This window comes from Rhodococcus sp. 5A-K4, assembly GCF_046097995.1.
GTDB lineage: Bacteria > Actinomycetota > Actinomycetes > Mycobacteriales > Mycobacteriaceae > Rhodococcus_F > Rhodococcus_F erythropolis.
On record NZ_JBJURM010000006.1, the window covers coordinates 20,123 to 45,811 of the forward strand.

Annotated in this window: 25 protein-coding genes; 14 read left to right on the forward strand and 11 right to left on the reverse strand. The window is 61.6% G+C overall.

The genetic code is table 11. The features are described 5' to 3' along the window. The first annotated feature begins 63 nt into the window (after window positions 1-63). On the forward strand, window positions 64-1,302 hold the full coding sequence (locus ACKAMS_RS09845; protein ID WP_408988940.1) for a DUF222 domain-containing protein: 1,239 nt from the start codon (window positions 64-66) through the stop codon (window positions 1,300-1,302). Between the two features lie 126 nt (window positions 1,303-1,428). Here ACKAMS_RS09845 and ACKAMS_RS09850 read toward each other — a convergent pair whose 3' ends face one another. Continuing rightward, window positions 1,429-2,316: an SDR family oxidoreductase gene (locus ACKAMS_RS09850; protein WP_408988941.1), complete on the reverse strand. Its 888-nt coding sequence runs from the start codon at window positions 2,314-2,316 to the stop codon at window positions 1,429-1,431. Window positions 2,317-2,548: 232 nt separating this feature from the next. Between ACKAMS_RS09850 and ACKAMS_RS09855 the strand changes: the two genes are divergently transcribed. The 4 genes from ACKAMS_RS09855 (at window position 2,549) to ACKAMS_RS09870 (ending at window position 7,193) form a co-directional block, all read left to right on the forward strand. Further along, complete coding sequence (locus tag ACKAMS_RS09855) at window positions 2,549-3,556, forward strand: diiron oxygenase (protein WP_003943163.1); 1,008 nt, start codon at window positions 2,549-2,551, stop codon at window positions 3,554-3,556. A 33-nt stretch (window positions 3,557-3,589) separates the two neighbouring features. After that, window positions 3,590-5,317: an FAD-dependent oxidoreductase gene (locus ACKAMS_RS09860; protein WP_064113617.1), complete on the forward strand. Its 1,728-nt coding sequence runs from the start codon at window positions 3,590-3,592 to the stop codon at window positions 5,315-5,317. Between the two features lie 212 nt (window positions 5,318-5,529). Continuing rightward, on the forward strand, window positions 5,530-6,006 hold the full coding sequence (locus tag ACKAMS_RS09865) for a Zn-ribbon domain-containing OB-fold protein (protein WP_019745839.1): 477 nt from the start codon (window positions 5,530-5,532) through the stop codon (window positions 6,004-6,006). Next, on the forward strand, window positions 6,003-7,193 hold the full coding sequence (locus ACKAMS_RS09870) for a lipid-transfer protein (protein WP_007730416.1): 1,191 nt from the start codon (window positions 6,003-6,005) through the stop codon (window positions 7,191-7,193). Before ACKAMS_RS09865 ends, ACKAMS_RS09870 begins: the two co-directional genes overlap by 4 nt. Before the next feature lie 30 nt (window positions 7,194-7,223). On the opposite strand, the gene ACKAMS_RS09875 is transcribed toward ACKAMS_RS09870, so the two are convergent. Beyond that, a complete protein-coding gene (locus ACKAMS_RS09875; protein ID WP_080910312.1) occupies window positions 7,224-8,030 on the reverse strand; it encodes an alpha/beta hydrolase in 807 nt (268 codons plus the stop codon). A 168-nt stretch (window positions 8,031-8,198) separates the two neighbouring features. On the opposite strand from ACKAMS_RS09875, the gene ACKAMS_RS09880 reads away from it, so the two are divergent. Further along, entirely contained in the window at window positions 8,199-9,170 is a 972-nt protein-coding gene (locus tag ACKAMS_RS09880) for a helix-turn-helix domain-containing protein (protein WP_408988942.1), read from the forward strand. Here the strand turns inward: ACKAMS_RS09880 and ACKAMS_RS09885 are convergent. Next, window positions 9,131-9,892 (reverse strand): ankyrin repeat domain-containing protein, encoded by a 762-nt coding sequence (locus tag ACKAMS_RS09885; protein WP_408988943.1) that lies wholly within the window; start codon window positions 9,890-9,892, stop codon window positions 9,131-9,133. The two genes, ACKAMS_RS09880 and ACKAMS_RS09885, sit on opposite strands and share 40 nt — an antisense overlap. Continuing rightward, window positions 9,889-10,599 carry a FadR/GntR family transcriptional regulator gene (locus tag ACKAMS_RS09890; protein ID WP_021333372.1) on the reverse strand — a complete coding sequence of 237 codons (711 nt, stop codon included), beginning with the start codon at window positions 10,597-10,599 and terminating at the stop codon, window positions 9,889-9,891. Before ACKAMS_RS09890 ends, ACKAMS_RS09885 begins: the two co-directional genes overlap by 4 nt. Before the next feature lie 216 nt (window positions 10,600-10,815). On the opposite strand from ACKAMS_RS09890, the gene ACKAMS_RS09895 reads away from it, so the two are divergent. From ACKAMS_RS09895 to ACKAMS_RS09915, 5 genes are all read left to right on the forward strand, one after another. Beyond that, on the forward strand, window positions 10,816-12,255 hold the full coding sequence (locus ACKAMS_RS09895) for an aspartate ammonia-lyase (protein WP_020971190.1): 1,440 nt from the start codon (window positions 10,816-10,818) through the stop codon (window positions 12,253-12,255). After that, on the forward strand, window positions 12,255-13,700 hold the full coding sequence (locus ACKAMS_RS09900) for an amino acid permease (protein ID WP_019745846.1): 1,446 nt from the start codon (window positions 12,255-12,257) through the stop codon (window positions 13,698-13,700). Before ACKAMS_RS09895 ends, ACKAMS_RS09900 begins: the two co-directional genes overlap by 1 nt. A 15-nt stretch (window positions 13,701-13,715) precedes the next feature. Further along, complete coding sequence (locus ACKAMS_RS09905; RefSeq protein WP_408988944.1) at window positions 13,716-14,678, forward strand: asparaginase; 963 nt, start codon at window positions 13,716-13,718, stop codon at window positions 14,676-14,678. 176 nt (window positions 14,679-14,854) lie between these two features. Next, window positions 14,855-17,569 carry a LuxR C-terminal-related transcriptional regulator gene (locus ACKAMS_RS09910; protein WP_408988945.1) on the forward strand — a complete coding sequence of 905 codons (2,715 nt, stop codon included), beginning with the start codon at window positions 14,855-14,857 and terminating at the stop codon, window positions 17,567-17,569. A 14-nt stretch (window positions 17,570-17,583) separates the two neighbouring features. Next, window positions 17,584-18,405, forward strand: coding sequence for a hypothetical protein (locus tag ACKAMS_RS09915; protein ID WP_020909552.1), 822 nt, complete (start codon window positions 17,584-17,586; stop codon window positions 18,403-18,405). Here ACKAMS_RS09915 and ACKAMS_RS09920 read toward each other — a convergent pair. From ACKAMS_RS09920 to ACKAMS_RS09930, 3 genes are read right to left on the reverse strand one after another with little or no spacing between them, the layout of a single operon-like run. After that, window positions 18,397-20,097, reverse strand: a complete 1,701-nt coding sequence (locus ACKAMS_RS09920) for a SulP family inorganic anion transporter (RefSeq protein ID WP_408988946.1) — start codon at window positions 20,095-20,097, stop codon at window positions 18,397-18,399. The genes ACKAMS_RS09915 and ACKAMS_RS09920 overlap by 9 nt on opposite strands. Next, window positions 20,094-20,807 (reverse strand): GAP family protein, encoded by a 714-nt coding sequence (locus tag ACKAMS_RS09925; RefSeq protein ID WP_408988947.1) that lies wholly within the window; start codon window positions 20,805-20,807, stop codon window positions 20,094-20,096. Before ACKAMS_RS09925 ends, ACKAMS_RS09920 begins: the two co-directional genes overlap by 4 nt. A gap of 15 nt (window positions 20,808-20,822) precedes the next feature. Next, window positions 20,823-21,482 (reverse strand): GAP family protein, encoded by a 660-nt coding sequence (locus ACKAMS_RS09930; protein ID WP_020971194.1) that lies wholly within the window; start codon window positions 21,480-21,482, stop codon window positions 20,823-20,825. A 257-nt stretch (window positions 21,483-21,739) separates the two neighbouring features. Between ACKAMS_RS09930 and ACKAMS_RS09935 the strand changes: the two genes are divergently transcribed. Next, window positions 21,740-21,952 carry a hypothetical protein gene (locus ACKAMS_RS09935; protein ID WP_078377385.1) on the forward strand — a complete coding sequence of 71 codons (213 nt, stop codon included), beginning with the start codon at window positions 21,740-21,742 and terminating at the stop codon, window positions 21,950-21,952. A 111-nt stretch (window positions 21,953-22,063) separates the two neighbouring features. Here the strand turns inward: ACKAMS_RS09935 and ACKAMS_RS09940 are convergent, their stop codons facing one another. Beyond that, on the reverse strand, window positions 22,064-22,480 hold the full coding sequence (locus ACKAMS_RS09940; RefSeq protein WP_020909554.1) for a hypothetical protein: 417 nt from the start codon (window positions 22,478-22,480) through the stop codon (window positions 22,064-22,066). A gap of 145 nt (window positions 22,481-22,625) precedes the next feature. Here ACKAMS_RS09940 and ACKAMS_RS09945 point away from each other — a divergent pair, with 145 nt between their 5' ends. Then, window positions 22,626-23,099, forward strand: a complete 474-nt coding sequence (locus ACKAMS_RS09945) for an SRPBCC family protein (RefSeq protein ID WP_408988948.1) — start codon at window positions 22,626-22,628, stop codon at window positions 23,097-23,099. 54 nt (window positions 23,100-23,153) lie between these two features. Here ACKAMS_RS09945 and ACKAMS_RS09950 read toward each other — a convergent pair whose 3' ends face one another. Together ACKAMS_RS09950 and ACKAMS_RS09955 are read right to left on the reverse strand one after the other, a co-directional pair. Then, window positions 23,154-23,834 (reverse strand): cation transporter, encoded by a 681-nt coding sequence (locus ACKAMS_RS09950; RefSeq protein WP_070795488.1) that lies wholly within the window; start codon window positions 23,832-23,834, stop codon window positions 23,154-23,156. Then, window positions 23,825-24,169, reverse strand: coding sequence for a helix-turn-helix transcriptional regulator (locus tag ACKAMS_RS09955; RefSeq protein WP_020909557.1), 345 nt, complete (start codon window positions 24,167-24,169; stop codon window positions 23,825-23,827). The genes ACKAMS_RS09950 and ACKAMS_RS09955 overlap by 10 nt, the downstream gene beginning before the upstream one ends. Before the next feature lie 128 nt (window positions 24,170-24,297). On the opposite strand from ACKAMS_RS09955, the gene ACKAMS_RS09960 reads away from it, so the two are divergent. After that, window positions 24,298-25,062 (forward strand): acyl-[acyl-carrier-protein] thioesterase, encoded by a 765-nt coding sequence (locus tag ACKAMS_RS09960; RefSeq protein ID WP_097386689.1) that lies wholly within the window; start codon window positions 24,298-24,300, stop codon window positions 25,060-25,062. Here the strand turns inward: ACKAMS_RS09960 and ACKAMS_RS09965 are convergent. Next, window positions 25,053-25,649, reverse strand: coding sequence for a CHAP domain-containing protein (locus tag ACKAMS_RS09965; protein WP_317830287.1), 597 nt, complete (start codon window positions 25,647-25,649; stop codon window positions 25,053-25,055). The genes ACKAMS_RS09960 and ACKAMS_RS09965 overlap by 10 nt on opposite strands. Between the last annotated feature and the right edge of the window lie 40 nt (window positions 25,650-25,689).

Here is a 25,689-nt window from a genome sequence, read left to right on the forward strand (position 1 = left end):
GTCTTCTTGAAGTTGTCCGTTTTGCCTCTGGTTATCGAAAGTATGTTCGATTAAACTTTCGGTATGGACAGTCGGGATGCGTGGCAACTGGATGGCGAGGGCCTCAAGAGTGAGGTTCTGGATCTGGTGCGTGTCCGGCACGAGTTGCAGTCGCGGATGGTGTTGCTGATCGTGGAAATGTTTTCCCGTGAGGTTCTCGGCGGGAAGGGTTTTCGGGCGATCGCACAGTGGTTGCACGGTTCGACGAATCTGGAGATCGGCGAGTGCAGTCTGCTGGTCGGGTTGGCGCGGTTGTTGATGCTCGAACCCGTTGTGGGCGATGCGTTTCACCGGGGTGATGTTGATGCGTTGAAGGCCCGTCAGGTGGCGTCGTTTTGTCAGCATCCACCGAAGAACATGACCCTGGCGGAGGTGGACAAGGCCCGCGGGATTCTGCTCGGGTTGGCGTCGAAGAACATTGCCGATTGTGATGCGGTGCGGGCAGCGATTCGGCGGATCGAGAAGCAGTACGGAAAACGCGAGGATGGCGTCCCGGTCGGCGAGGATTCCGAACGTAACGAGTTCTACGCCTCGAAAGGCTTGTACGGGCGTGTCACGGTGAAGGGCGATTTAGATGCTGTGAACGGGGCCCGTCTGATCACCTTGTTGTCGAGGCTGTCGGCGCCGACGCCGGAGAAGGACGGTGTCAAGGACACGCGTACTCCGGCACTACGACGTGCGGACGGGTTCTGCGAGTTGTTGCGCCGGTACGAGTGGGCGGGGTTGGGTCCGATCGAGGGCGGCGTGAAACCACACATCACGGTCACCGCATCGGCGAAAGACATGACCGATCTGCAAGCGTTGAAAGACCTCCTGCCGTCCACTGAGGAGCTGGGATTTGCGTGGACGGATTGGGTGGGCCCGATCAGTATCGATACTGCCCGGATGCTCGCCTGCGACTGCACCGTGACGCGGATCTTGTTGGACGAGAATGGTGTTCCGCTCGACTGCGGTAAGGAAGCGAGAACAGCGACGGTGCCGCAGCGGCGGGCGTTGGCAGTTCGGGATGGTGGGTGCGCGTTCCCAGGGTGCGGGACTCCGTCGGGGTGGTGCGATGCTCATCATATTGTTCACTGGAACGATGGTGGCCCAACGGATCTCGACAATCTGATTCTGTTGTGCGGTCATCACCACCGGACACTGCACCACACCGAGTGGCGGGTGGAGATCGGTCCGGATCGAAAGACGGTGTTCTATCCACCGATGTCGGTTGATCCGTATCAACAGCCGATTGGCGGGAACAGCCCACCCACAGCGGCGTGAATCGCGACAATCGAATACATCAGCACCGGGGACGAACCATGCCCCGGTGCTGGCGCACGTTTCTGGTCAGATCCCAACCCCTCAAATCCCAGCCCCTCAGATCCCAGCCCCTCAGATCCCGGCCCCTCAGATCCCGGCCCTTCGCACGAGAGCGTCAGTGGCAGAAGGGGATACAACGTCAATCGCTCGTAACAGCCCCGCGTACCGCGGATACAGCTCGACGGGACGCGTATTGATCGCCCTCAAGATCCACGATGCAGCTTGATCGGCCGTCAGCGCCGGCTGGCTCACGTAATCCGCCGTCGGCGCGATCATCGGTGTTCGTATGAGTGGGAATTGCACTGTGGTGACATCGACACCGGTGCCGTGACATTCCGCGCCGAGGCTTCGGCCGAAGGCACTGAGAGCAGACTTCGACGCGTGGTAGGCACTGAACCTCGGCATCACGCCGGCAGTGACTCCCCAGGTTCCGACGTTGATGATGTGTCCGGACTTCGCCTCGAGCATCGCGGGCAGCAGACGCAACGTCAGTCGTGTAGGTCCGAAGTAGTTGAGTGCCACGGTGCGCTCGTAGTCGTGGAATCGGTCGACCGAATCCAACGCGGTACGCCGGATCGAGCGACCCGCATTGTTGACGAGGATGTCGACCGACCCGAATCGATCCGCGATCGTCTCCGCGAGTTCGTCGACGGCTTCACCGCGGGAGAGGTCCGCAGGCACGATGTGCGCCCACCCTCCCCTGCGGTGGATCTCGTCCCGTACGTGTTCGAGGTTTTCCTCACCGCGCGCGACCAGGATCATCTCGGCTCCCCGACGAGCCAAGAGATGAGCTGTCGCCTCGCCGATCCCCGAGGAAGCTCCTGTCAGAACGATCGTCTTGTCGGAGAGCGTGACACCGCGTGACGGAACAAGAGAGCGCAGACGCGTCGGCGGACTCAAGGCAATATTGCTGAGCAGCGTTCTGATCACATCGGCCTCGGTTCGATCTTCGCGTGCGTTTCGGTGCGAACCCATCCCTGAACAGCCAACTTCGAGCGCACCGCGGAAATTACTCAAAAGTAAGTTATGGCGCCGTTTCGACCGTGTCAAGAATTCGTCGAGATCCAGGAGTATCTGCCACTAGCTTTTCCTGATACCTCGGGTTACATTAAACCCAGACCGAGTGCCAGCGATCACACAACCGGCCCTCGATTCCACCGAACACCGCGAGAAATACCAGCGGTGACCGAAACGAAGAGGAGACGCCATGACGCTCACATCGCCGCTCGACAAGCGCGGAGAAGCATCCGACGACTCGTACAACGAGACGCTTCGACTCCTGTCCGAGGGCTCGGTGCACAAGCACTTCGACCCGTACCTCGACATCGACTGGGACTCCCCCGAGTTTGCCGTCGTCCCGAACGATCGCCGCTGGATCCTCCCGGCCGAGACAGACCCGCTGGGTGCTCACCCCTGGTACCAGTCGCAGTCCGAGGCCAGGCAGATCGAAATCGGCATGTGGCGCCAGGCCAATGTCGCGAAGGTCGGTCTCCAGTTCGAGAACATTCTGATCCGCGGCATGATGCAGTACGTCTTCTCGCTGCCCAACGATTCGGCCGAGGCGCGCTACTGCACGCACGAGTCGGTCGAAGAGTGCAACCACACGATGATGTTCCAGGAGATGGTCAACCGCATCGGTGCCGACGCTCCCGGCATGAGCCGTCCGATGAAGATGCTTGCACCCTTCATCCCCCTCGCTGCGGGTCCGTTCCCCGAACTGTTCTTTGTCGGTGTCCTCGCCGGTGAAGAGCCGATCGACCACATTCAGAAGAGCATCCTGCGCGCCGGCGGCCAGATCCACCCGATCATGCAGTCGGTCATGGCCATCCACGTAGCCGAGGAAGCGCGTCACATCTCGTTCGCGCACAAGCTTCTGAGCCGTCGCATCCCGCTGATGTCACGCCCGAACCGGTTCGTCCTCTCGCTGCTGTTCCCGATCGTCATGCGCATTCTCTGTGACGCCATCGTCATCCCGCCGAAGTCCTTCTGGAAGCAGTTCGACATCCCGAAGTCCGTGAAGAAGGACCTGTTCTGGGATCTGCCCGAGTCGCGCCAGACCCTGCGCAACTACTTCGGTGACGTCCGCATGCTGGCCACCGACACCGGCCTGATGAACCGTGCCTCGCGCCTGGTGTGGAAGGCCTGCAAGATGGACGGCCGCGCATCACGCTTCCGTAGCGAACCTCACCGCAGCTCGCACAACGCCGCCGCGTAGCTCCCGGACAGTCGAGATCGGACTCATAGCGCCATGCCACACGTAGTCACGCAGTCCTGTTGCAGCGACGCCTCGTGCGTCTACGCCTGCCCGGTCAACTGCATCCATCCGACGCCGGACGAGCCGGACTTCCTCACCGCCGAGATGCTGCACATCGATCCGCAGGCCTGCGTCGACTGCGGCGCATGTGTCTCGGCCTGCCCGGTCGACGCCATCGTCCCCGAGTCGAAGCTGACCGACCCGCAGCGAGTCTTCCTGTCCATCAATGCGGACTTCTACAAGGAAGAGCGGCCCAGGCCGCTTCTCGCCAAGGTCATCCCGGCAGCCCACGTCGACAAGGGCCGACCGCCGTTGCGCGTTGCGATCGTCGGTTCCGGACCGTCGGCGATGTACGCCGCGGACGAGTTGCTGACTCAGCCTGACGTGCAGGTCAACGTCTTCGATCGCCTTCCTGTGCCTTACGGCTTGGTTCGCGCCGGCGTTGCTCCGGACCATCAGAAGACCAAGCAGGTCACTCGCTTGTTCGACAAGATCGCCGCACAAAAGGGTTTCGAGTTCTACCTCAACGTCGAGATCGGCAAGCACATCTCGCACAGCGAACTGCTCGAAAATCACCATGCGGTGCTCTACGCAGTCGGCGCTTCATCCGACCGTGGGCTCGGCATTCCGGGCGCTGATCTGCCTGGCACGGCCTCGGCCACCGACTTCGTAGCCTGGTACAACGGCCACCCCGATCACGCCGACGACGTCTTCGACCTCTCACATCGCCGCGCGGTCATCATCGGAAACGGAAATGTCGCGCTCGACGTCGCTCGCATTCTGACGGCCGATCCCGAGAAGTTGGCCGGTACCGACATCTCCGCTCACGCACTCGCCGCTCTGCGGAAGAGTCGCGTCGAAGAAGTTGTCATCGTGGGTCGACGCGGAATCGCGCAGTCCGCGTTCACGGTCCCCGAGTTCACCGGCCTGATGGCACTGCCGGACATCGAACTCTCTGTCGGACCCGACGACATGGTTCTCGACTCGGCCACCGAAGAACTGGCAAAACGCGGCGAACTCCCGCATGCCGTCGAGCAGAAGTTGCGTCTCCTCGAAGCCCTGAAGAACCGCGATCACGTCGACGTCGGCAACAAGCGCATCACGTTGCGCTACCTGCTCACGCCGACCTCGATCACCGGCGACGATCAGGTCAGCGGAATCGAGTTCGCGCGCAACGCTCTTGTCGACGCCAACGGAACCGTGCAGATCGAAGCAACCGGCGATACCGAGACCATCGATACCGGCTTGGTCCTCACCTCGATCGGCTACCGCGGAGTGCCCATCCCCGGCGTCCCGTTCGACGAGCGCGCTTCGGTCATTCCGAACGAGAACGGCCGAGTCCTCGAAGCTCCGAACGGTGATCCCGCCACCGGGGTCTACGCGACCGGTTGGATCAAGCGCGGACCGAGTGGGTTCATCGGCACCAACAAGTCCTGCGCGCAGGAAACGATCAGGATGCTCGTCGACGACTTCAACGACGGACGCCTGACCAACCCGGTCGCCGACGACTCCGCAGTCGATCGTCTGGTCCGGGCGCGACAGTCCGACGTCGTTGACCGCGAGGGCTGGCATGCCATCGACAAGGCGGAACTGGAACGCGGCGCTGCGCACGACCGTGTCCGCGAAAAGGTTCTGGATCAGGTCGAGATCACCTCCATCCTCGACGCTGCGGCCCGGGTGAAACCGGCGCGTCGATTCGGTCGACCCGTTCGCGCTCGCTGATCCGCTACAGGTAAACAGCTACTTTCACGCACACGGCCCCGCCTGCAGACTCGTCTGCCCGGCGGGGCCGTCTGCGTTCCGGCAGCGTCCCACTCAGCGAAAATTTTTGCCCGTCAGCGGCCGAAATCGTGTAATACTGCAACCTGTTCCAGTAAGCGGCACAGCGGGCCCACGATCCCCCGGATCAGGCTCGCCAACCAGATGAGGATTGCATGAGCGAGACTGCAACGCCGGCGCCGAACGGGAGTGTGACGCCTGCAGTAGAGGGTTGGTTCACCACCGGCGACGAACCTGCTCTGATCGGCACGAAGTGCCAATCCTGCGGCACCATTTCCTTCCCTCGTGAGGCGACGTTCTGCAAGAACCCGAGCTGCTTCAGCGAGGAGTTCGACGACGTGGAACTCTCCCGCCGCGGCACTGTCTGGTCGTACACAGACGCGCAGTACCAGCCCCCGCCGCCGTACATCCCGCGCTCGGATCCGTACGAGCCTTTTGCTCTCGCAGCAGTCGAGCTGCCCGAGGGGATCGTCATCCTCGGCCAGGTGGCCGACGGATTCGGCGTCGACGATCTCAAGGTCGGCAATACCGTCGAATTGGTTGTCGAGCCGCTGTACACCGACGAAACCGGAGTACGTACGACGTGGCGCTGGAAGCCTGTCGCCGCAGCTGATCAGGAGTCGCAGTCATGAGCAAGGACGTCGCAGTACTCGGTGTCGGAATGCACCCCTGGGGCAAGTGGGGGCAGTCGTTCGTGAAATACGGCGTTGCCGCCGCTCGCGCCGCGCTCGCCGATTCGGGCGTGAATTGGCAGGACGTCGACTTCATCGTCGGCGGCGAGACCGTCCGCAACGGGTACGGCGGATACGTCGCCGGAGCCACCTTCGCCCAGGCACTCGGCTGGAACGGCGCTCGCGTCGCCACGTCGTACGCCGCGTGTGCGACGGGAGCCCAGGCACTCGACACCGCTCGCGCACGAATCCTGGCCGGCCTCAGCGAAGTTGCCCTGGTCGTCGGCGCCGACACCACGCCGAAGGGCTTCCTCGCTCCCGTCGCCGGTGAGCGTTGGGACGACCCGGACTGGCTGCGCTTCCGCCTCATGGGTATGACCAACCCGGCGTACTTCGCGCTCAACGCGCGTCGTCGCATCGACCTCTACGGCGCCACCGCGGAGGACTTCGCCAACGTGAAGGTCAAGAACGCCAAGCACGGACTCAATAATCCGAATGCGCGCTACCGCAAGGAAGTCACCGTCGAGAACGTGCTGGCATCCCCCGTGGTGTCCAATCCCCTGCATTTGCTCGACATCTGCGCGACGTCCGACGGCGGCGCCGCAATCTTGCTGACGTCGATGGAATACGCCCGCAAGATGGGCATCGCGGAACCTGTTCGCATCAAGGCTATTTCGACGGTCACGCCGACGTTCCCGCAGACGATCATGGATATGCCGAACTTCTCCACCGATTCCAGCTCCGCCGTCCCGGCTCCGGAGCGCACGTTCAAGGAATCCATCGGCTACGCCGCGTACGAGGAAGCCGGAATCTCTCCCGAAGACGTCGACATCGCCGAGGTTTACGACCTCGCTACCTCGGTGGAACTGGACTGGATCGAAGACCTCGCGCTGTGCAAGCGGGGCGAGGCCGAGCACCTTCTGCGTGCGGGTGACACCAGCATCGGGGGCCGCATCCCGGTCAATCCGTCCGGCGGTCTCGCGTGCTTCGGCGAAGCCGTTCCCGCACAGGCACTTGCGCAGGTATGCGAGCTCACCTGGCAGCTGCGCGGACAAGCCGAAGGCCGTCAGGTCGAAGGAGCTCGCATCGGTATCACCGCCAACCAAGGTCTGTTCGGACACGGCTCCTCGGTAATCGTTTCCGCCTGACCCCGTTCTACTTTCGTGGCGGTCGCACACTCACCCGTGAGCGGCCGCCACGATCACGTCTGCCACTGCCCCTGGCTGTGAGACCAGCGAGGCATGGGAGGTCGGGAGTTCGCTGGTGTTCGCGCCCATCCGGTTTGCCATGAACCGCTGCGCCGAAGCTGGGATCACGCGATCCTCACCGGCGACCAGATACCAGCTCGGTGTGTTCGCCCACGACGGTGGCCCGCCGAGTTCGAGGTTCGCCCACAAAGCGGCGGACTTCTGGTGAGCCAACATGGTTGCCGCCGTCTCGTCGGAAACGTCTTGAGCGAAGACGGAATGGAAATACTCGTCCGTGACGTAGCCGTCGACGTTCTTCCCGCCGATCGCGTGAGGATCGTCGACGATCTTCAATCCCAGAGCGGGAGGAAGCAATTGGCTGCCAGGGAATCGAATCGGGTCGATCGTGATCTGTACCGGCTCACCCTCCACCGGACCGAACGCCGCGATGTAGACCAGCGACTGGACTTTCGGATCGTGGACATTGGTGATCACCGCGCCGCCGTACGAGTGCCCGACGAGAACGACGGGGCCGTCGATGTCCGCAACCGTCTTCTCGATCACGGACGCGTCGTAAGCCGGCCCGCGCAAAGGATTGTCCGGCGTCACGACGCGATAGCCACGCGAGCGTAGGTCGGCGGCAACTCCGTCCCAACTGGTCGCGTCGGCAAAGGCTCCGTGAACCAGAACGACAGTTGGCTTGGGGCTTGCCACCGCAGCACCGGAACCGAAGATCAGTCCGGCCGCGACTGTCATGAGCATTGCCAGAACTGCTGTGAATACACGTGAGATCTTCATGCGTTTCCTTCACTCTCGTAGGCAAGCGAGAAACTGCGGTAGGCCGGGACACGCCCGTTTCGATCCTAGAAATACCTGCTGCGACGGACGTGACTGTCCGTGCAGACTTCTGGGCTCACGGTGCACAAATTCTGGTTGAGCGTCCACATCCCGGGGTATCAAGGCTGCATGGCTTTGCTCCTGGATACTTCCGTGCTGGACCCTGACCAACGCACGGACGCCTTCGTCGACGCGATGGGACGCGCATCGGTTCCCTGTGCGATCCACTTGGAGGATCCGGCGGGCGTGAGCGCCCGGATGAACGTGTGGAATCTGGGCGTAGCATCACTGTTCCGCTCCGAGTCGACGGGGATGCGATTGACCAGAACACCGCGGCACGTGCGATCAGCGTCGATGCCGGTTCTCGCGATTGCCCTGCAGGAGAGCGGAATCGGCCATCTAGATCAGCACGATGAACAACGCAGAGTCCCGGCCGGTGAACTACTCATGACGGACCTGACGTCGACCTACGATTTCTCCTGGACGGGAACGGGCGCTTCCCAGTGCCTCTACGTTCCGATGGATCGGCTGGGACTACCGATCGACACCGTGCGAGACGCTGCCACGCGACCTCACCACAGCAACCTGTACCCCTTGATGATCGCGCACGTTCGTGAATTGTTCCGCAGCGCCGATCAGTTGGAGACCGATCCTGCCGCCGAACAATTGGGCGAGGCCTCGATCGAACTGGCGCGCGCTTTGGTCGCATCGATCGCGCATGCAAATCCCGACGCCTCCGCTCCGAGATCGGCACTCACGTTGACATCGATCCGCAGATACATCCGCGAACACCTTCACGATCCGGCGCTGCATCCTGCACGAATTGCCCACGCCCACAACATCTCACTGCGCCAGCTGTACAAGATCTGTTCGGACAACGAATTCCGGCTCGAGCAGTGGATCATCACCCAGCGCCTGCAGAAAGCTCGGGCCGAACTCGCTCGACCCGCTACCGTCGACCTGCCCATCGCGACCATTGCGCGCCGTGCGGGATTTGTCGACGCCGGACACTTCAGCCGACGGTTTCGGCAGGCCTACGGGCTGAGCCCAACTCGTTGGCGTCAGCTCCGCGATTGCAGCAGCGCCACAACGTCTGACTGACCACGGCTTTCGGCATTGTCCAATGCGGTCTTTCCCGACGCATCCCGGATCGAGGGATCTGCCCCGGCGTCGAGAAGCTGAGTGATCACGTCGACGTAGCGCGCCGAGCCGTCGCCGTACACAACGGCCTCGAGAAGCGCCGTCCACCCCGGATCATTGACGTGATTGACCGGTACCCCGGCAGCAATCAGCATCCGGACGGTCTCGACATGCGCGTGTTCACTCGCGGGAATCAGAGCCGTACCGCCGTAACGGTTCACGCTGTCGACATCCGCGCCATAGCTGAGTGTCAATGCCAGAATCTCGTTCAATCCCTCGGCTCCGGAATACAGGAAGGCCGAATCCGGCATGGAATCCTTCGCGTTCACGTCAGCTCCGGTAAGAATCAACGTAGAAGCCGCAGCGACGGCGTTGTTCTTGGTGGCCTCGACGAGTGGAGTCCGTTCGCCCTCGCCGCGCGCTTCGATGTTCGCGCCGGCAGTCAGGGCAGCGGTAACAGCTGCGGGATCATTGCGGTCCACAGCATCGAAGAGCGTGCGTTCGGATTCCGGCGTCGATGCTGGCTTTACACCCGTAGGCGGTACAGCTGCCGTTGTTGTCGCTGACGCCGCGGTGGTCGGCGTCAGCGCGGTGTCGGACGAACTGCAACCCGCCAACGCTCCGGTCACCGATGCCGCGAAGATTGCGCAGGCGAGGACAGACCTGCGCGGCCGCGCCGTCACAGCGAATCACTTTCTTGGACAAGTGTTTCGAGCGTCATCCTGACGGCGTCCAGGTGTTCGGCCATCGCCCTGGAGGCGTGGTCGTAACTCCCGGATGCAATTCCTTCGACTATTCGTTCGTGTTCCTCGTTCGACTTTTCCTGGCGACCGGCAACAAGATTGAGTGTCTCGGATTGCCTTGTCAGCGCTTCACGGATATCGACGATTACCGACTCGAAGACACGATTCCTACTGGCTTTTGCAATCAGTCCGTGAAATTGGGCGTCGAGTGCAACCCATACGAGCGGATCGTCCTCGTCACGCATCTGCTGTACCAGTCCGCGGAGTGCCGCCAGTTCCTCCGCGGTGTGCCGTTGCGCAGCCCATCCTGCGGCCGGAATTTCGACATGAGGCCGTGCTTCGACCAATTCGTTGGCCGCATAGCTGCCGAAATCGAGGTCTCGCGCTATCGAATCACTGACGACGAACGTGCCGAGCCCGGATTTTGTCTCGGTGAGCCCGAGAGCGTGGCACGAGCGCAGGGCTTCGCGGATAACCGATCGACTGACCCCGTGCCTTTCGGCCAGGGACGCTTCGGACGGGAGACGCTCTCCGACTGCCAGATCGCCGGAGGCTATTGCGGCACGAAGGTCTGCGAGGACTGCCTCGGCAGCACTCACCCGCGCGGCGACTGGTCGCCTGGTGGCCCAGCTGTCTGACAGGTTCATGCCGTCATTGTTGCGACTGCCGAAGTCCCGCGTCAAACATCGCACCTGGTGACGGGTTGACGTGCAGGAGTGAGCGAGGTAACAATTAGACCTGTCAGATAGCCTGATAGCCCGATAGCTGGGCGGTTCTACTACTTGTCCGTCAGCGCTGCGATCCCGAAATACACCCACCGCGCAGAGTGATGCTTGCGCGAAGAGACACGAGGAATTGATCAAGTGCTCGAAACGCGAACAGAACACGATCTGCTCGGCGATCGCGAAGTTCCAGCCGATTCGTACTGGGGAATCCACACCTTGCGCGCGATGGAGAACTTCCCGATCACTGGTCGAACAATTGCCACGAACCCGCATCTGATCCGCGGCATCGCTTACGTCAAATGGGCCGCAGCCAGCGCAAACGAGAAGCTGGGCATCCTCGACGGCCCGCGAGCCGAGGCCATCTCACAGGCATGCAAGGAAATCGTGGACGGCCGGTGGCACGAACAGTTCGTAGTGGACGTCATCCAGGGTGGTGCCGGAACGTCGACGAACATGAATGCCAACGAGGTAATCGCCAATCGCGCATTGGAAATCCTCGGCCACCGGCGCGGCGACTACGAACGACTTCACCCCAATGAGCACGTGAACCTGAGCCAATCGACCAACGACGTCTACCCCACGGCCGTCAACATCTCGACGATCTTCGCGATCGAGGACCTGCTGGATGCACTTCGTGTACTCCAGAATGCGTTCACGACCAAATCTCTCGAGTTCGCCGACACAGTGAAGATGGGACGCACCCAACTGCAGGACGCCGTGCCGATGACTCTGGGTCAGGAGTTCGGCACCTACGCGGTCATGATCGAGGAGGATCGAGCGCGCCTGGCTGAGGCTGCTCTTCTCGTTCACGAGATCAACCTCGGCGCCACTGCTATCGGCACCGGTCTCAACGCACCTGCCGGCTACGCCGAGGTGGCCTGTTCCGACCTGGGCGCACTAACCGGGCTGCCGCTGGTGTTGGCAACGGATCTGGTCGAAGCGACCCAAGACGTGGGCCAGTTCGTCCACCTCTCCGGCGTACTCAAGCGGGTCGCTGTGAAGTTGTCCAAGGTGTGCAACGATCTTCGGCTGCTCTCTTCTGGTCCGCGAGCCGGATTGAACGAGATCAATCTGCCGCCGGTGCAGGCAGGTTCGTCGATCATGCCGGGCAAGGTCAATCCGGTAATTCCCGAGGTCCTCAATCAGGTCGCGTACGAAGTCATCGGCAATGACGTGACGATTACGATGGCTGCGGAATCCGGGCAACTCCAACTCAACGCTTTCGAGCCGATCATCGTGCACTCACTGTCCGAAGGAATGCGACACCTCGGTGCGGCTTGCCGCATTCTGGCGGACCGGTGCGTACTCGGTATCACGGCCAACACCGAACTGTTGCGCGCGCGAGTCGAAGACTCCATCGGCCTCGTCACCGCGCTCAACCCCTACATCGGATATACCGCGTCCACCCGGATTGCCCAGGAGGCGTTGATTTCCGGGCGTCGCGTCGCCGATCTCGTGATCGAAGCGGGCCTGCTCGACCGCGAGGAACTCGATCGGTTGCTCAGCCCCGAACATCTCGCCAATCTCCGCGTTGCGGGCGAGAAGCCTCATGCTACCGCCGTTGTGGAGGAGGTTTGATGACCGTCGAACGGGAAGAGACACCCCACGCCGAGGTTGCCGCTGAAGAGGATCTCGGATATCAGAAGGCGCTCGGCCCCAGACAGATTCAGATGATCGCGATCGGTGGTGCGATCGGAACAGGCCTTTTCATGGGGGCGGGAGGGCGACTCCAACAGGCGGGCCCGGCCTTGGTTCTCGTGTACGCGTTGTGCGGGTTCTTCGCGTTCCTGATCCTGAGGGCACTCGGCGAACTGGTGATGCACCGACCGACTTCGGGATCCTTCGTTTCCTACGCACGCGAATTCTTCGGCGAGAAGATGGCTTTCGCTGCGGGTTGGCTGTACTGGATGAACTGGGCAATGACTGCCGTGGTCGATGTCACGGCTGTGGCGTTGTACATGAACTTCTTCAAGAAGTACTGGGCGCCACTGGGGCACATCGATCAGTGGATGTTCGCTCTGATCGCGGTGGTGTTGGTTCTCGGACTGAATCTGGTGTCCGTGAAGGTCTTCGGAGAGCTGGAGTTCTGGTTCGCGTTGATCAAGGTCGTTGCGTTGACCGCGTTCCTCGGGTTCGGTGTCTATTTCGTACTCTTCGGCACGCCCATCGAAGGACATTCCTCCGGATTCAGCCTGATCACCGACAATGGTGGGCTGTTCCCCAACGGAATACTTCCGGCAGTCGTGGTGATTCAGGGCGTCGTGTTCGCTTACGCCTCAATTGAACTCGTGGGAACCACGGCCGGAGAGACCGAAAATCCCCGGAAGGTGATACCCAAGGCAATCAACACAGTGATCATTCGGATCCTCGTCTTCTACGTGGGATCGGTGCTACTGCTCTCGCTGTTGCTCCCGTACACGGAGTACCACGCCGGTGAAAGTCCATTCGTCACATTCTTCGGTTCGATCAACATCCAAGGCGCGGATGCGATCATGAATCTGGTCGTTCTCACGGCAGCCTTGTCTTCCCTCAACGCCGGATTGTATTCGACCGGACGAATACTCCATTCGATGGCGATGGCAGGCTCGGCGCCTGCCTTCGCTGCCAAAATGAACAAAGCCGGAGTGCCGTACGGGGGAATCGCACTCACCGGCGTGGTCATCCTGTTCGGCGTCGGGCTCAATGCTGTTGTCCCAGCGCAAGCCTTCGAAATAGTCCTCAATCTTGCAGCCCTCGGCATCATCAGTGCGTGGGCAGTCATAGTGTTGTGCCAGTTGAAGCTCTGGCAACTTGCGAAACAAGGCAAAGTCACCCGCCCTCCCTTCCGCATATTCGGCGCACCGTACACCGGGATCGCGACACTGGTTTTTCTTGCGGTCGTTATCGTATTGATGGCATTCGACAACCCTGTTGGAACATGGACCGTCGGCTCCATCGCGATCATCGCACCGCTGTTGATGATTGGTTGGTACGGCGCCAGGAATCGCATTCGCGAGTTGGCCATCCATCGCCCCACAGCTTGACGTGAAAGGACCTCAGTGTCGAAAGTCGCAGTCGTCACCACTGGTGGCACCATCGCCAGCACCCGAGATGCGCACGGAATCAGTCGGCCCGCAATCACCGGTGCAGATCTGCTCGGCAATGAGCAGACCGACATCGATCTTCGAGTCGTGGACGTGATGTCGAAGGACAGCTCGAGCATGACCTTCGCGGACATGGATCGTGTTCGCGACGCCGTAGCCGACGAATTAAGGGATCCTGGACTCGACGCGGTGGTCGTGCTTCACGGCACCGACACGATGGAGGAAACTGCGTTCTTGTTGGACCTGCACCACGACGACCGACGTCCGGTGGTCTTCACCGGGGCGCAGCGCACTTTCGACCATCCCGAGTCCGACGCTCGATCGAATCTGGCCGCGGCGATCGCGGCCGGACTCGACATCTCGTCGCGGGGACGTGGTGTCCTCATCGCCTTCGGCGGTTCGGTCCACCCGGCCGCAGGTACGCGAAAGGCCGACACGACGGCACTTGATGCCTTCCGCTCCTTGCGCATCGATCCGGCCCTGCTGCGCACTCCCGAACCATTGCCGTGGCATCCGATTTCGAACACCCGCGTCGACATCATCGCCGTGTATCCCGGGGCAGACCGCGTACAGATCGACGCTTGCGTGAGCGCCGGGGCAAATGGACTTGTTCTCGACGGACTCGGTTCGGGAAATGCCAATCCGACGATCGTCGAGGCCGTCCGAGACTGCGTAGGCGCTCACATTCCGGTGGTCGTGACAACTCGTGTGCCCTCGGGGCCAATCTCCCCGGTTTACGGTGGCGGCGGCGGCGGCCACGACTTGATCGCCGCAGGCGCTGTATTTTCCACCGATCTTCGGGCCGGGCAGGCACGTGTACTTCTGGCGGCCTTGTTGTCAGATCCGGATCTCGTGGGCCTGGAAAAGGTATTCGACCGATATTCGAGGTTTGCTCGCACCCCGCCGTTCAGGCGGTAGCACTGGCGACGCCGTCGTAGTTCGAACGCATCCCCTGCTAAATCAGGGACTTTGGTCCGAATCTTTTGATTTGGACGCTTAACAAGTGTCCGAATTGGGTAGTTTCACATCATCTAACTCGTTACGTATGTCGATCCAGCGGTCACGTCCAGTGCAGCCAGTCGAACAGGAGTCGGATGAGCAGCCCATTTCGTGATGCCGCTGCAGTGACGCTCGACGCGTCTCACCGCGTCGGGCACACTCACGCGTCGGACGCGCCTGTCAGCGGGCGCTTTCACCCACCCTCTGCAATCAAGGGACTGGTTCCACGTCCCCGGTTGCACCAGAAACTCACCGCGTCCACCACTACCGAGGGCTCGGGGCCCGGGTCCGTCGGGCTGCTTTCTGCACCGGCCGGAGCGGGAAAGACCCTGCTGCTGGCGAATTGGGCTCGTGAGTATTCGCGGGCGTCCCCTGACGTGGACCTCGCCTGGCTGACGTTGGCCGAGCGCGACAACAACGTGTCGGTGCTGTGCGAATCCCTCGCCGAGGCCATCTCGACGCCTCTCGACCCGGCCGGTCGCGCGCCCACCGGGCAAGGGTTCCCGGCACAGGCGGGATCGAGACGACCCGTCGAACAGTGGCTCGCGCACTTCGCGGAAACCGTCGAAGCTCACGATCGCCGAACGACGCTGATCCTCGACGATGTGCACACACTTCACGATCCGATGTCGATCGGTCTTCTCGACCAGATACTCACGCACACGCCGGACAATCTGTCGATCATCGTCGCTGCTCGATACGAACCTCCGCTCACCTGGCATCGGCTCGCGCTCGATGGCCGACTCACTCGCTTCGCATCCACCGATCTCGCCTTCGACCGCACCGAGATCACTGCGATGTTCGGCGAATACGACATCACCCTCGGCGACGACGAGCTCGCAATCGTCGAGAACTTCACCAAGGGGTGGGGCGCTGTTGTTCGCCTGACCGCAGCGTTCCTGGCAGGCCGGAGCGACATCGGTGATGCATTGAACGAGTTCACCCATACGCCGCGCCCGATCGCCGACTTCCTCGTCGACGAGGTCCTGACATCCTTGCCCGAGCATGTCACGACATTCATGTTGCGGACATCCGTCGTCGATTCGTTCTCTGCTCAACTCGCAGAAACGTTGACCGATTCGAATGCTCGGTCCGAGATCGACGCTCTGATTCAATACAACTTCCCCGTGACGCGGACCGACTCCGCTGACCACACCACGTGGTTCAGCTACCACCCCCTTCTCCTCGAACACCTCCGCGCAGAGTTCCGTCGGGTCGATCACGAGGAGAGAAATCGCGCGCACCTTCGAGCAGCAACCTGGTTCGAGAGTCATCACTTCGAACTCGAGGCGCTCGAACTCGAGGTGTCGATCGGCGACCCGTGCCGCATCCTCGCTTTTCTCGAGCGCTGCGGACTGGGCCTCGTACTCGACGGGCACAGCGGAGACGTCGTCCGAGTGCTCGAATCCGCACCGACGCACGTCTCCGAATCTCCGATCACCCGCCTGGTCCTGGCTGCGGCCGCCCTCCATTCCGGTGACGTGACCTCTGCGACAACGTGCCTCGATCTCCTCGAGGCAACTCATCCGCCTATCGCGGACGACCCACTGTTCCTGGCGATGAGTCTGGAAATCTCCTGTGCTTCGCCAACTTCCGACAACAAACCATTGGTTTCGCGCCTGGTGCGGCGCCAGAACAGCACTCACTCGGACGTCGAAGCCTACGCTCACCTCGAGGTAGCGACGGCCCTCTTACTCAAACGCGAGTTCGACAGGGCAACTGTCGAATACACCCAGGCGGTCGCGCTCGGAACACTACGAGGCAGGTCGCGATTCGTACTGAAGGCACTGACCGGGCTGGGATTTGTCGCCTCACTCAGCGGGGACATCGAGGCGATGAGGGCACACTCCACCTACGCCATCGACTACGCGGTCGAACACCGAATCACAACGACGGCGGAGTACGAGTTGTCCGCGTCCGTGGTGGCCTTCGCTGCATATCTCTGCGCCACCAGCGAACTTCCGTACCGCATACCGACAATCGGAAACTACCGGAGCACAGATGTTCTCGGCGCCAGCGTCCCGGCATTCGGGTGGCACACCGTCGTCACGTTCGGGCTCCACAGTCTCGGCGACGCGGCCGATCGACGGTCGACCGCTGCCGACGTCCGCGATGCGATGCTCAGCGCGATCGCACTGCGCACCTTCTCATTGGCGACTCTTGCCCTACTCCCACCGGTCGTGAACGCATGCCTGTCGGTCGGCGAAGTGGAATGGGCCGGCCGACTCGTGCGCGATGCGGCTGATCAGTTCGGCGAGACTTCCGAGATACACCTGGCGCGAGCTGCCGTGGCTTTCTCGTCCAACAAGTTCGCAGAAGCACTCGTCGAGGTTTCCGAAGCCCTCGGATCCACCGAAGAGCCTGTGCTCGCCCACACCGTCTACGCCTGGACACTCGAGGCTGGGATCCACGCTGCCACCGGTCACGAGCGCAAGTCGTTTCGTTCGCTGCACAAAGCCCTGCGAGCCGCAGAAACCGGTGGGCTGTTGCGACCTTTCCTCGACTACGGCGCGTCACTGCGTCCGATCTTCGACGAGTTCAGTGGGCACTTCGGCGATCAGGAGGCTTTTGCCGAACAGGTACGCAACCGCATTCGTCCACAAGAGCTGGTGAGTGCACCGATCCTCACACCGGGCGAATACACCGTGCTGCGCGAACTGGCCTCGGGAGACACCACCGAGTCGATCGCCGACACGCTGTTCCTGTCCGTCAACACGATCAAGACGCATCTACGCGGGATCTATCGGAAGTTGGAAGTAAGTAACCGACGCGACGCACTCAAGGCTGCGCGCCGCGGCGGACTCATCTGAGCAAGACTGCTTCCATGCCCCCGAAGCTGTACTCCGATACGCGCGATCGAATGACCGTCTGGGCGAGACGCACACCGAGCCGACGGTTGGCTACCGACGCGACGATCGACGTCTTCGAAGTCGGACTCGTCGACAGCGCCATGACTTTGGCAGCCCAGGCGTTCACGTCCTTGCTGCCGGTGATGATCGCAGCGTCCACCCTGGAAAAGCTGAAGCCCTTGGCCGATGTCGCCAGAGACGACCTCGGGGTGCAGCTTCCCGACGCCGTGATGACCGACACCTCCACGGCGGCCGCGTTCGGCATTGTCGGCTTGCTCATGCTGTTGATCAGTTCCACGTCCTACGCTCGCGCCCTTGGCCGGATGTACGGACGAATCTGGAGTGTGCCGACTGCGACGCTTCGCCAGGCATGGAGGTGGATCGCGGTCGTGTTCGTCGTCGCCGCGTCAGTGGTCGGTGCGGCGCTGTGCCGCGAACTGAATGCCGTTCCGAGGGTGGGGAGTCTCCTGGAATTTGTTGCGGTCTACGCAGTGTGGGCACTGGTCTGGACTGCCGTGCCCATGCTGTTGACCGCCAATCGCATGACCACTCGTATGTGTGTCGGGTCCGGCTTGCTCACTGCGACGGGTCTGACCGGACTGCACGTGGCCGGCACTCTTTTCCTGCCGCGGATGACCAAGACGTCTCAGGACGAGTTCGGCCTTCTCGGCGTGATGTTCACCGTGATCGGGTGGCTGTTCATCTTCTCTGCCATCGTGGTGGTCGCGTCGTCGATCGTCGGATCGGTCGCAAAAGACGCGGGACCACTGGGAATCTGGCTGCGGACGTCACGCTGAAGTGTTGTCCCGGCCCTCGAGTGCCTGCGAGACGGTCGGATAGACGTCGACCTTCAGCGCACCCTCGTCAGCCCCGGACAAGACATCGCGGAACTGACCGATGTCGCGGGCCACCCGGAAGCTCACATTCTTGCGAGCCAACGAATCTCGAAGCTGAGCCAACATCTGGGCCGCGCTGACGTCGATGAACGGTGAAGTCTCGGCGTCGAGAATGACCATCGTGGTCCCGGTGGTCACCATGCCGGTGATCTGATCACGCACGTGATCGGCATTCGCGAAGAAGAGTCCGGATTCGACCCTGACCACCACGACGCCGTCGAGTGTCCTCAGATCAGGATGGCTGCTGGTGTCGACCCAGCGCGTGCCGTCCTTGGCCAGAGCGGCCACGTGCGGTTTGGAGACTCGATACAGGAGCAGCAGCATCGAGACGACAATTCCGATGATCAGACCGGGCAAGGTATCGAACAGGAGAACTCCGAACATCGCCGCGACAGCGGCGGCGAAATCGGCCCGAGCGGCGTGCCCGTAGATGCTGCCCAATCGCTTCGTCCAGACCCGGTACAGCGCTGCGAGAGAAGAGAAATCCACTAGTTCGATCACTGCGGCGATCACCACCGCCGATAGCGTCGCTTCCGGTAGTTTCTCGAACAACCCAGTCAGGAACAGCAGTGTCAGCAGCGTCAATGCGGCGACCACCAACCCGCTGACCTGTGATTTGGCACCCGCTCCCCCGTTGACAGCCGTCTTCGAGAGGCTGCCGTTGACCACCATTCCCGAGCAGATGCCCGATCCGAGATTGGCGGCCCCCAGTCCTACCAGTTCCCGGTTGGCGTCGATCGTGTATCCGGCCTTCGCCGCGTATGTCTTTGCAGCGCCGAGACCTTCGGCGAAACCGATGAGTAGAACACCGACGGCCGGCCCCACGAGGTCGAGGTAGTCCTCGGCTCCTACTCCACTCGGCAGGCCCATAGTCGGCAAGCCCGAATCGATGTGTCCGACGATGTCGATGCCACGGTCGTCGAGTCCGAACAGCGCCACTGCGGTAATCCCCAGTAACACAACCAGAAGCGAACCTGGCACGAGCGGGAGCCATCGCTTGACTCCCAGAACCATTGCCAAGCTGAGTAATCCGATGACCACCGTCGGACCGTCGACCTCGCCAAGTTCCTTGATCACCGTCCACGCCTGGACGAAGAAGTTCCCCTCGCCCTTGTCCACGCCCAGGAGTTTGGGTACTTGACCGATGATGATCGTGAGCGCCAAACCGACTATGAATCCCTTGAGAACCGGCTCGGAGATGAAGGATGCGATGAATCCGAGGCGCATGAATCCTGCGAGCAATCCGACGAGTCCGGTCACGATCGCGAGCCCGACCGACAACGCGACAAATCTGGTGTCGTCTCCCGACGCCAGTGGCGCGATCATCGCCGCGGACAACGCGGCAGTGGCCGACATCGGTCCGACGATCAGATGCCGCGAACTACCAGCTGCTGCATACAGAATCAGTGACGGAACTGCAGCATAGAGCCCGACCACCGGCGGAACTCCGGCGATGGTGGCGTACGCGAGCGCTTCCGGGACAAGGACAGCCCACACCGTGAGGCCCGCGATGATGTCTGGGCGAAGCCAGCCTCGCTGATAGTCGGACAGTGATCCGAAGACCCACCACGTCCGTGTGTGCGGAGCACTCATAGCCCTTGCACCCCTTTACTGATCTGCATCGCCGCGATCAGGACGAGGAGCCCGACGTTCAGCAAGTGCGTGTTGGTGGCTATCCAGGTGCGGATCTTCTGCAGCGGTTCGGTGGCCTCCTCCTTCTTGATCAGGCGAAGGGCGACAGGCACGGCGACCGAGGTCACGGACACCAGAGAAAAGATCACGGCCGAGACGATCTGCGACGTCGGCGCCACGGTGCTGAGGCGAAAGTTCATGGCAGCGGCAATCGCACAGGACATGTCGATGGGATTGAGAACGAACAGCGCGAACCCGAGCACACCCGATCGCATCGGCTGGAAGTGTTCTACCGACTGGAGCATTTTCGGCAGTTGAGGGGCCGCCGCGACAACATCTCCCGGAGCCACTGCAGCCGCCATCGCCTGTACTCCGCGCCGACTACGCGTGTAGACGAACCAGGCACCCGCGAGCAACGTCACGCCGAGGACGAGGTGGAGGATGGGCACCCACAGGGGTGGGTGTGTTCTCTGATGAACTTGGAGTGCGGTCAAGATGATGTACGACCCGGCCAGGGCGACAACTATTCCGAGATACCACCCGATCAGATACGCGATGCTGTTGAGACGCGCTCGTTCGGAAAAGAGCACGGCGACAACGGCGACAACCGCCAGCGGGCTCATGATGATACCGAGTGCCAGCGGGATCTGTTGCAGTAGCAGCGATCCCATAACTACCTCCCGTTGTCAGAGACCGCCGATGCCCTTACCGATGAGAACAACACCGATAACCAGGATCAACACACTCATCACAGTGGCGTTGTTGTCCTGCAACCACACCTTCAGCTTGGCCAGCGGACCGCGCAGTCGCTCCGCGGCAACGAGGTAACCGATCACGGGCACGCACACTGTCGAGGCAGCGATGACGGTGAAAACCAGGACCGCGACGACTACTTCGCCGGAGCCCAATGACGCAGAGCCGATCGAGATTCCAGCCGCGATACACATCATCAGATTCTTCGGATTGATCGCTGCCAGCGCGAAGCCCAAGCCGATGCCCTTGGCAGCGGTCATGTCGTCGATGGCTTGCATCCACTTCGGGGTTTCATGCTCGCCACCGCGGCCACGCCATTGCTTCACTCCGAACGCAAGCAGCAACACACCCAACGCCAGCTTGATCCACGACACCGTCGCAGAGGGATCGCCTTCGGAGTCGCCGAGCTTGCTGGACAGGAGCACGAAGATCACAGTGGCGACAACTATTCCGAGTATCCAGCCCAGGGCGAATCCGACGCTGGTGCTACCGGCTCGCTTGGACAACAACATCAAGATCGCCGCGATGATCGGGATGGGCGATACCGCAACACCGACCGCTAAGGGTAGAAGATCCCCGATGACAGATCCCATGCCGACCTCTTCTCTCTCCCGGTCGACACTAGGGGTGACGTTCCTTCGCAGCCTCACACAAAAGGGATGAATGGAGCCGCGATGACATTCACCCGTTGGGGATGACGCCTCGGAAGCGTGTGGGAGCAAGACTGGATCTCACGGATACGGAGTCCTGGATCGAGCGGCGACGCCGATTGCCCCTGACGACACGTGATTTCGAGGCTCGACGCGGTACTGACCGAACCTCATGGCCCTACGAAATGGAGCGGACACTGATGAATGCTCCCACTCGGTATCAATTCCTCATCGACGGCGAAGTGTCGGACCGCGTCAAAGCGGCGTTTCCCGAACTCAGCGTTGCCAGTGCCGCCGGCGGATTCACCAGTTTGTACGGGCCCGTCGCGGATCACACTGCTATGCGAAGCATCATGGCCCGACTCGATTCCCTCGGCTTGACCGTAGCCGAACTACGAAGGCTCCCAGACTGATCCGAGCCGACTGATCCGAACCGGCCCTCCGTCGGGTTGTCCCCACGCACGAGCGATGGTCCCGACCGAGTCGATTCGGTCGGGACCAACTGCTCTCGAGTTGTTCGGCGCCTAGACTCTGTCTGTGTCCCAGGTCGCGACGGCCCAGATCACAACGACGTCGAGCGCGATGACCAGGATCGACCACAGCGGGTAGTACGGCATCCACAAGAAGTTGGCGATGATCGAGAGCGACGCAATGACTATTGCCGCCGCCCTGGCCCACACTGCACCGGTGAAGAGGCCGAGAGCCACCACGATTCCGATGATGCCCAAGATGATGTGGATCCAGCCCCACGTCGTGATGTCGAACTTGTACGTGTAGTTGATACCCACGACAAACAGATTGTTGTCGGCGACCGCCGCAATGCCCTGAAGCAGAGCGACAATGCCTGCGGTGAGCAGCAGAATTGCTGCTGCAAACGTCGTACCTACCGCGAAACCCTGCCGGACAGGGTGATTCGCGGGTTCCCGCGGTGGAGCAGTCATCAGTGTTCCTTTCGACAGAATGCACTTCCCATACTCAGTCTCGAGGGGCTGGGAAGCGAAAACATCACCCGTCGCGGATGAACCGCAGGTCACCGACCCGTACCCGCTTGTCGGCGTCGCAAACCAACATTGGCAGACTGGCACTGTGCAACACACCGTGGTCGTGATCACCGATATCTACGCTCCACCGGCAGTGATCTTCGATCTCGAACTCGACATGGACGAACACTCCGCCTCGCTCCACGCAACAGATGAGGTGGCAGTCACGAGTACGGGTAGATCGACGCTGGGAGAGGGCGACGAGGTGTCGTTCACTGCTCGGCATTTCGGGTGGAGATTCTCGATGACAAGCCGAATCACGCAGTACAACCGTCCGTACTCGTTCACAGACGAGCAGGTCCGCGGCCCGTTTGCCGCAATGCAACATGAGCACGTCCTCGACGATCAGCCGGGTGGGTGGACGCGGATGCATGACCGCTTCACGGTTACGGCCCCTTTCGGCGTGCTCGGACACCTGGCACTGAGGTTGGCTGTCGGCCCGTATCTGCGCCGTCTTCTCGAGCAACGCGCCGCGCACATCAAGACCCGCGCAGAAGGTGGCACCCCTTTCACCGAGTGAGCACCCTCTCCGACGCGCTGCAGACGGTGTTCACTCAACTGAACCTGTGTTCACTCAGCAGCAGTCGCACTCGTCACCGCTCTCGGGCACCGTCACAACCGGGCAGCACGGATCACCCTTCCACGCGTTGATGCCTTCCTTCACGGCGATGACGGCGATCACCAGTGCCGCAATCGGGTCCGCCCACGACCAGCCGAGCACCGAGTTGAGCAGCAAACCGACCAGCAAGACCGCAGAAAGGTAGGTGCAGAGCAGCGTCTGCTTCGAATCCGCGACCGCCGAAAGCGAACCCAACTCCCTACCTGCTCGGCGTTGCGCATAGGACAGGGCCGGCATGATCGCCAAACTGACTGCAGCCAATACTATTCCGACGCTCGTGTGCTGCGCTTCACCCAGACCGAACAGCGACCGAATCGCGTCGAACGAGACGTACGCAGCGAGCCCGAAGAACGAGAATGCGATCACTCGCAGTGCCGTCTTCTCACGGCTCGTCGGATCCGGAGCCGAGAACTGCCAGGCAACCGCTGCCGCCGAGGACACTTCGATCACCGAATCGAGGCCGAAACCGAACAGTGCTGCGGACGACACGCGTGTGCCCTCCGCCAGCGCGATGATCGCTTCGACGACGTTGTAGCTGATCGTGATCGCCACGAAGATGCGAATTCGTCTCGACAAGAGCGCACGCCGGGCAGTCGAGAGGCCGCCACCGAGGGCGGGCGCAACCATCAGCAGCATCCTTCTGATTCACTGTCCGGGCAGTACGACGGATCCACCGCGAGTACGACCCCGAGCAGGTCGTCGAGGGCCTGACCGATATGTGCGTCGGCGAGTTCGTATCTGGTCCGGCGCCCTTCCGGGACGGCCACTACCAAGCCACAACCGCGCAGACAAGCCAGATGATTGGACAGCTTCTGCCTGGTCACAGCCAGTGTTTCAGCGAGGTCGGACGGGTACCGAGGGGCAGTTTTCAGTTCGAGCAGTATCCGTGTCCGAGTCTCGTCGGACAAGGCATGCCCGAACCTCGCAAGCACCGCCACGTTGGTCACCACATCTACGCCCTCGACATCCATACGTACGACAGTACATCGAAATCTGTATTCAGAAAACAGTGAACTCAGATGGTTCAAGATCCTGCCAGCGGGTAACGCAAGCGTGAAGCCACCCGACCGGGTAAGCGAACACCGGGAGCCCACATCCGATGAACCGTACAAAAGTCGACGATCACGTAGCGATGGCCGAACTACCGACAACCGGCAGCATCTTCCAGGCCTCCTGGCCGGTGCGTACGGGCGATATCCACACCGACAAGCAACTGCGCCTCGACGCGATCGCGCGCTACCTCCAAGACGCGGGCTTCGACAATCTCGTCGACCGCGGCGCCATGGATACACACCCGCTGTGGATGGTGCGAAGGACGGTGATCGACGTACTCGAACCCGTCGTCTGGCCGGATCGAGTTCATCTGCAGCGCTGGTGTTCCGGACTCTCCAGCAAGTGGTGTTCGATGCGGGTTCGGATCAGGTCCGACAGCGGTGGATTGATCGAGACCGAGGCATTCTGGATCAACATCGACCCGAAAACCGGAATGCCGGCAACCATCAGTGAAAAGTTCACCGCTGCCCTGGCATCGACGGCCGTGGACGAGCATCTTCACTGGCGTCGGTGGATCGACCCCGACACCGACGATTACGCGGATTCTCCATTCCCGTTGCGCTCGAGCGATTTCGACCCTTTCGATCACGTGAACAACGCGATCTATTGGCAACCCGTGGAAGATGCACTGCCTGAAAAATTACGAAGCGAACCCTTTCGCGCGATCCTCGAGTACACCCAGCCCGTCAAGAGAGGTGAGCAGGTGAGCGTGCGAACCGGCACGAACACGCTGCACATCGACGCCGGCGGCGAGGCACGTGCATCCGCTCGATGGTTTGCCCTGACCTCGAACCACAGCAATCAGGGGTGAAGTTTTCCGAACCCCACGACGGCGGAGTCGGATTGCCAGTCCAGATCATGGACCCGCACCTTGCCGAACTCGTTGCCGCCGACCGTGATCGCCGAGTCACCGTCCACTGCCACAACGATGTTGGTGTGCTGACCCACCCATCTCGAACTGTCGTAGATCACCACATCACCCACGCTCGGGGTGTACCCGCTGCCGTTCTCGGCGTACGCGCCGATCCCCTGGTAGTACTCCTGCAGGGTGTACACCCCCGGGATACGCCAGCTTCCGGAGTTCGGGTTCGACAACGGTCGACCCGCTTCCCTCATTATCCAGCTGACAAAATCGGCGCACCATTCTTCGTCGATACCGTCGGAATAGAAAGTGCCCGGACGGTCCCGCTCGTGCTCGGATTGCAGCAGTTCGAGCACTCGAGCCTGGTCCGCAGTCACCGAACTGGCGTCGACCGTCGGGAACTCGGCAGTGTCCCAGGGCAGATACCGCGAAGGCGCGACCGCGACGACAACCGCCCCGACCACGATCACGACGCCGAGCACCCCGGCAATCCAGAGCAAGATACGGCGGCGACGGTTGGGTTCGGCAGGACTCACCCTTACGAGTGTGCCAGCCTGCCGAGAATCGAAACGCCAA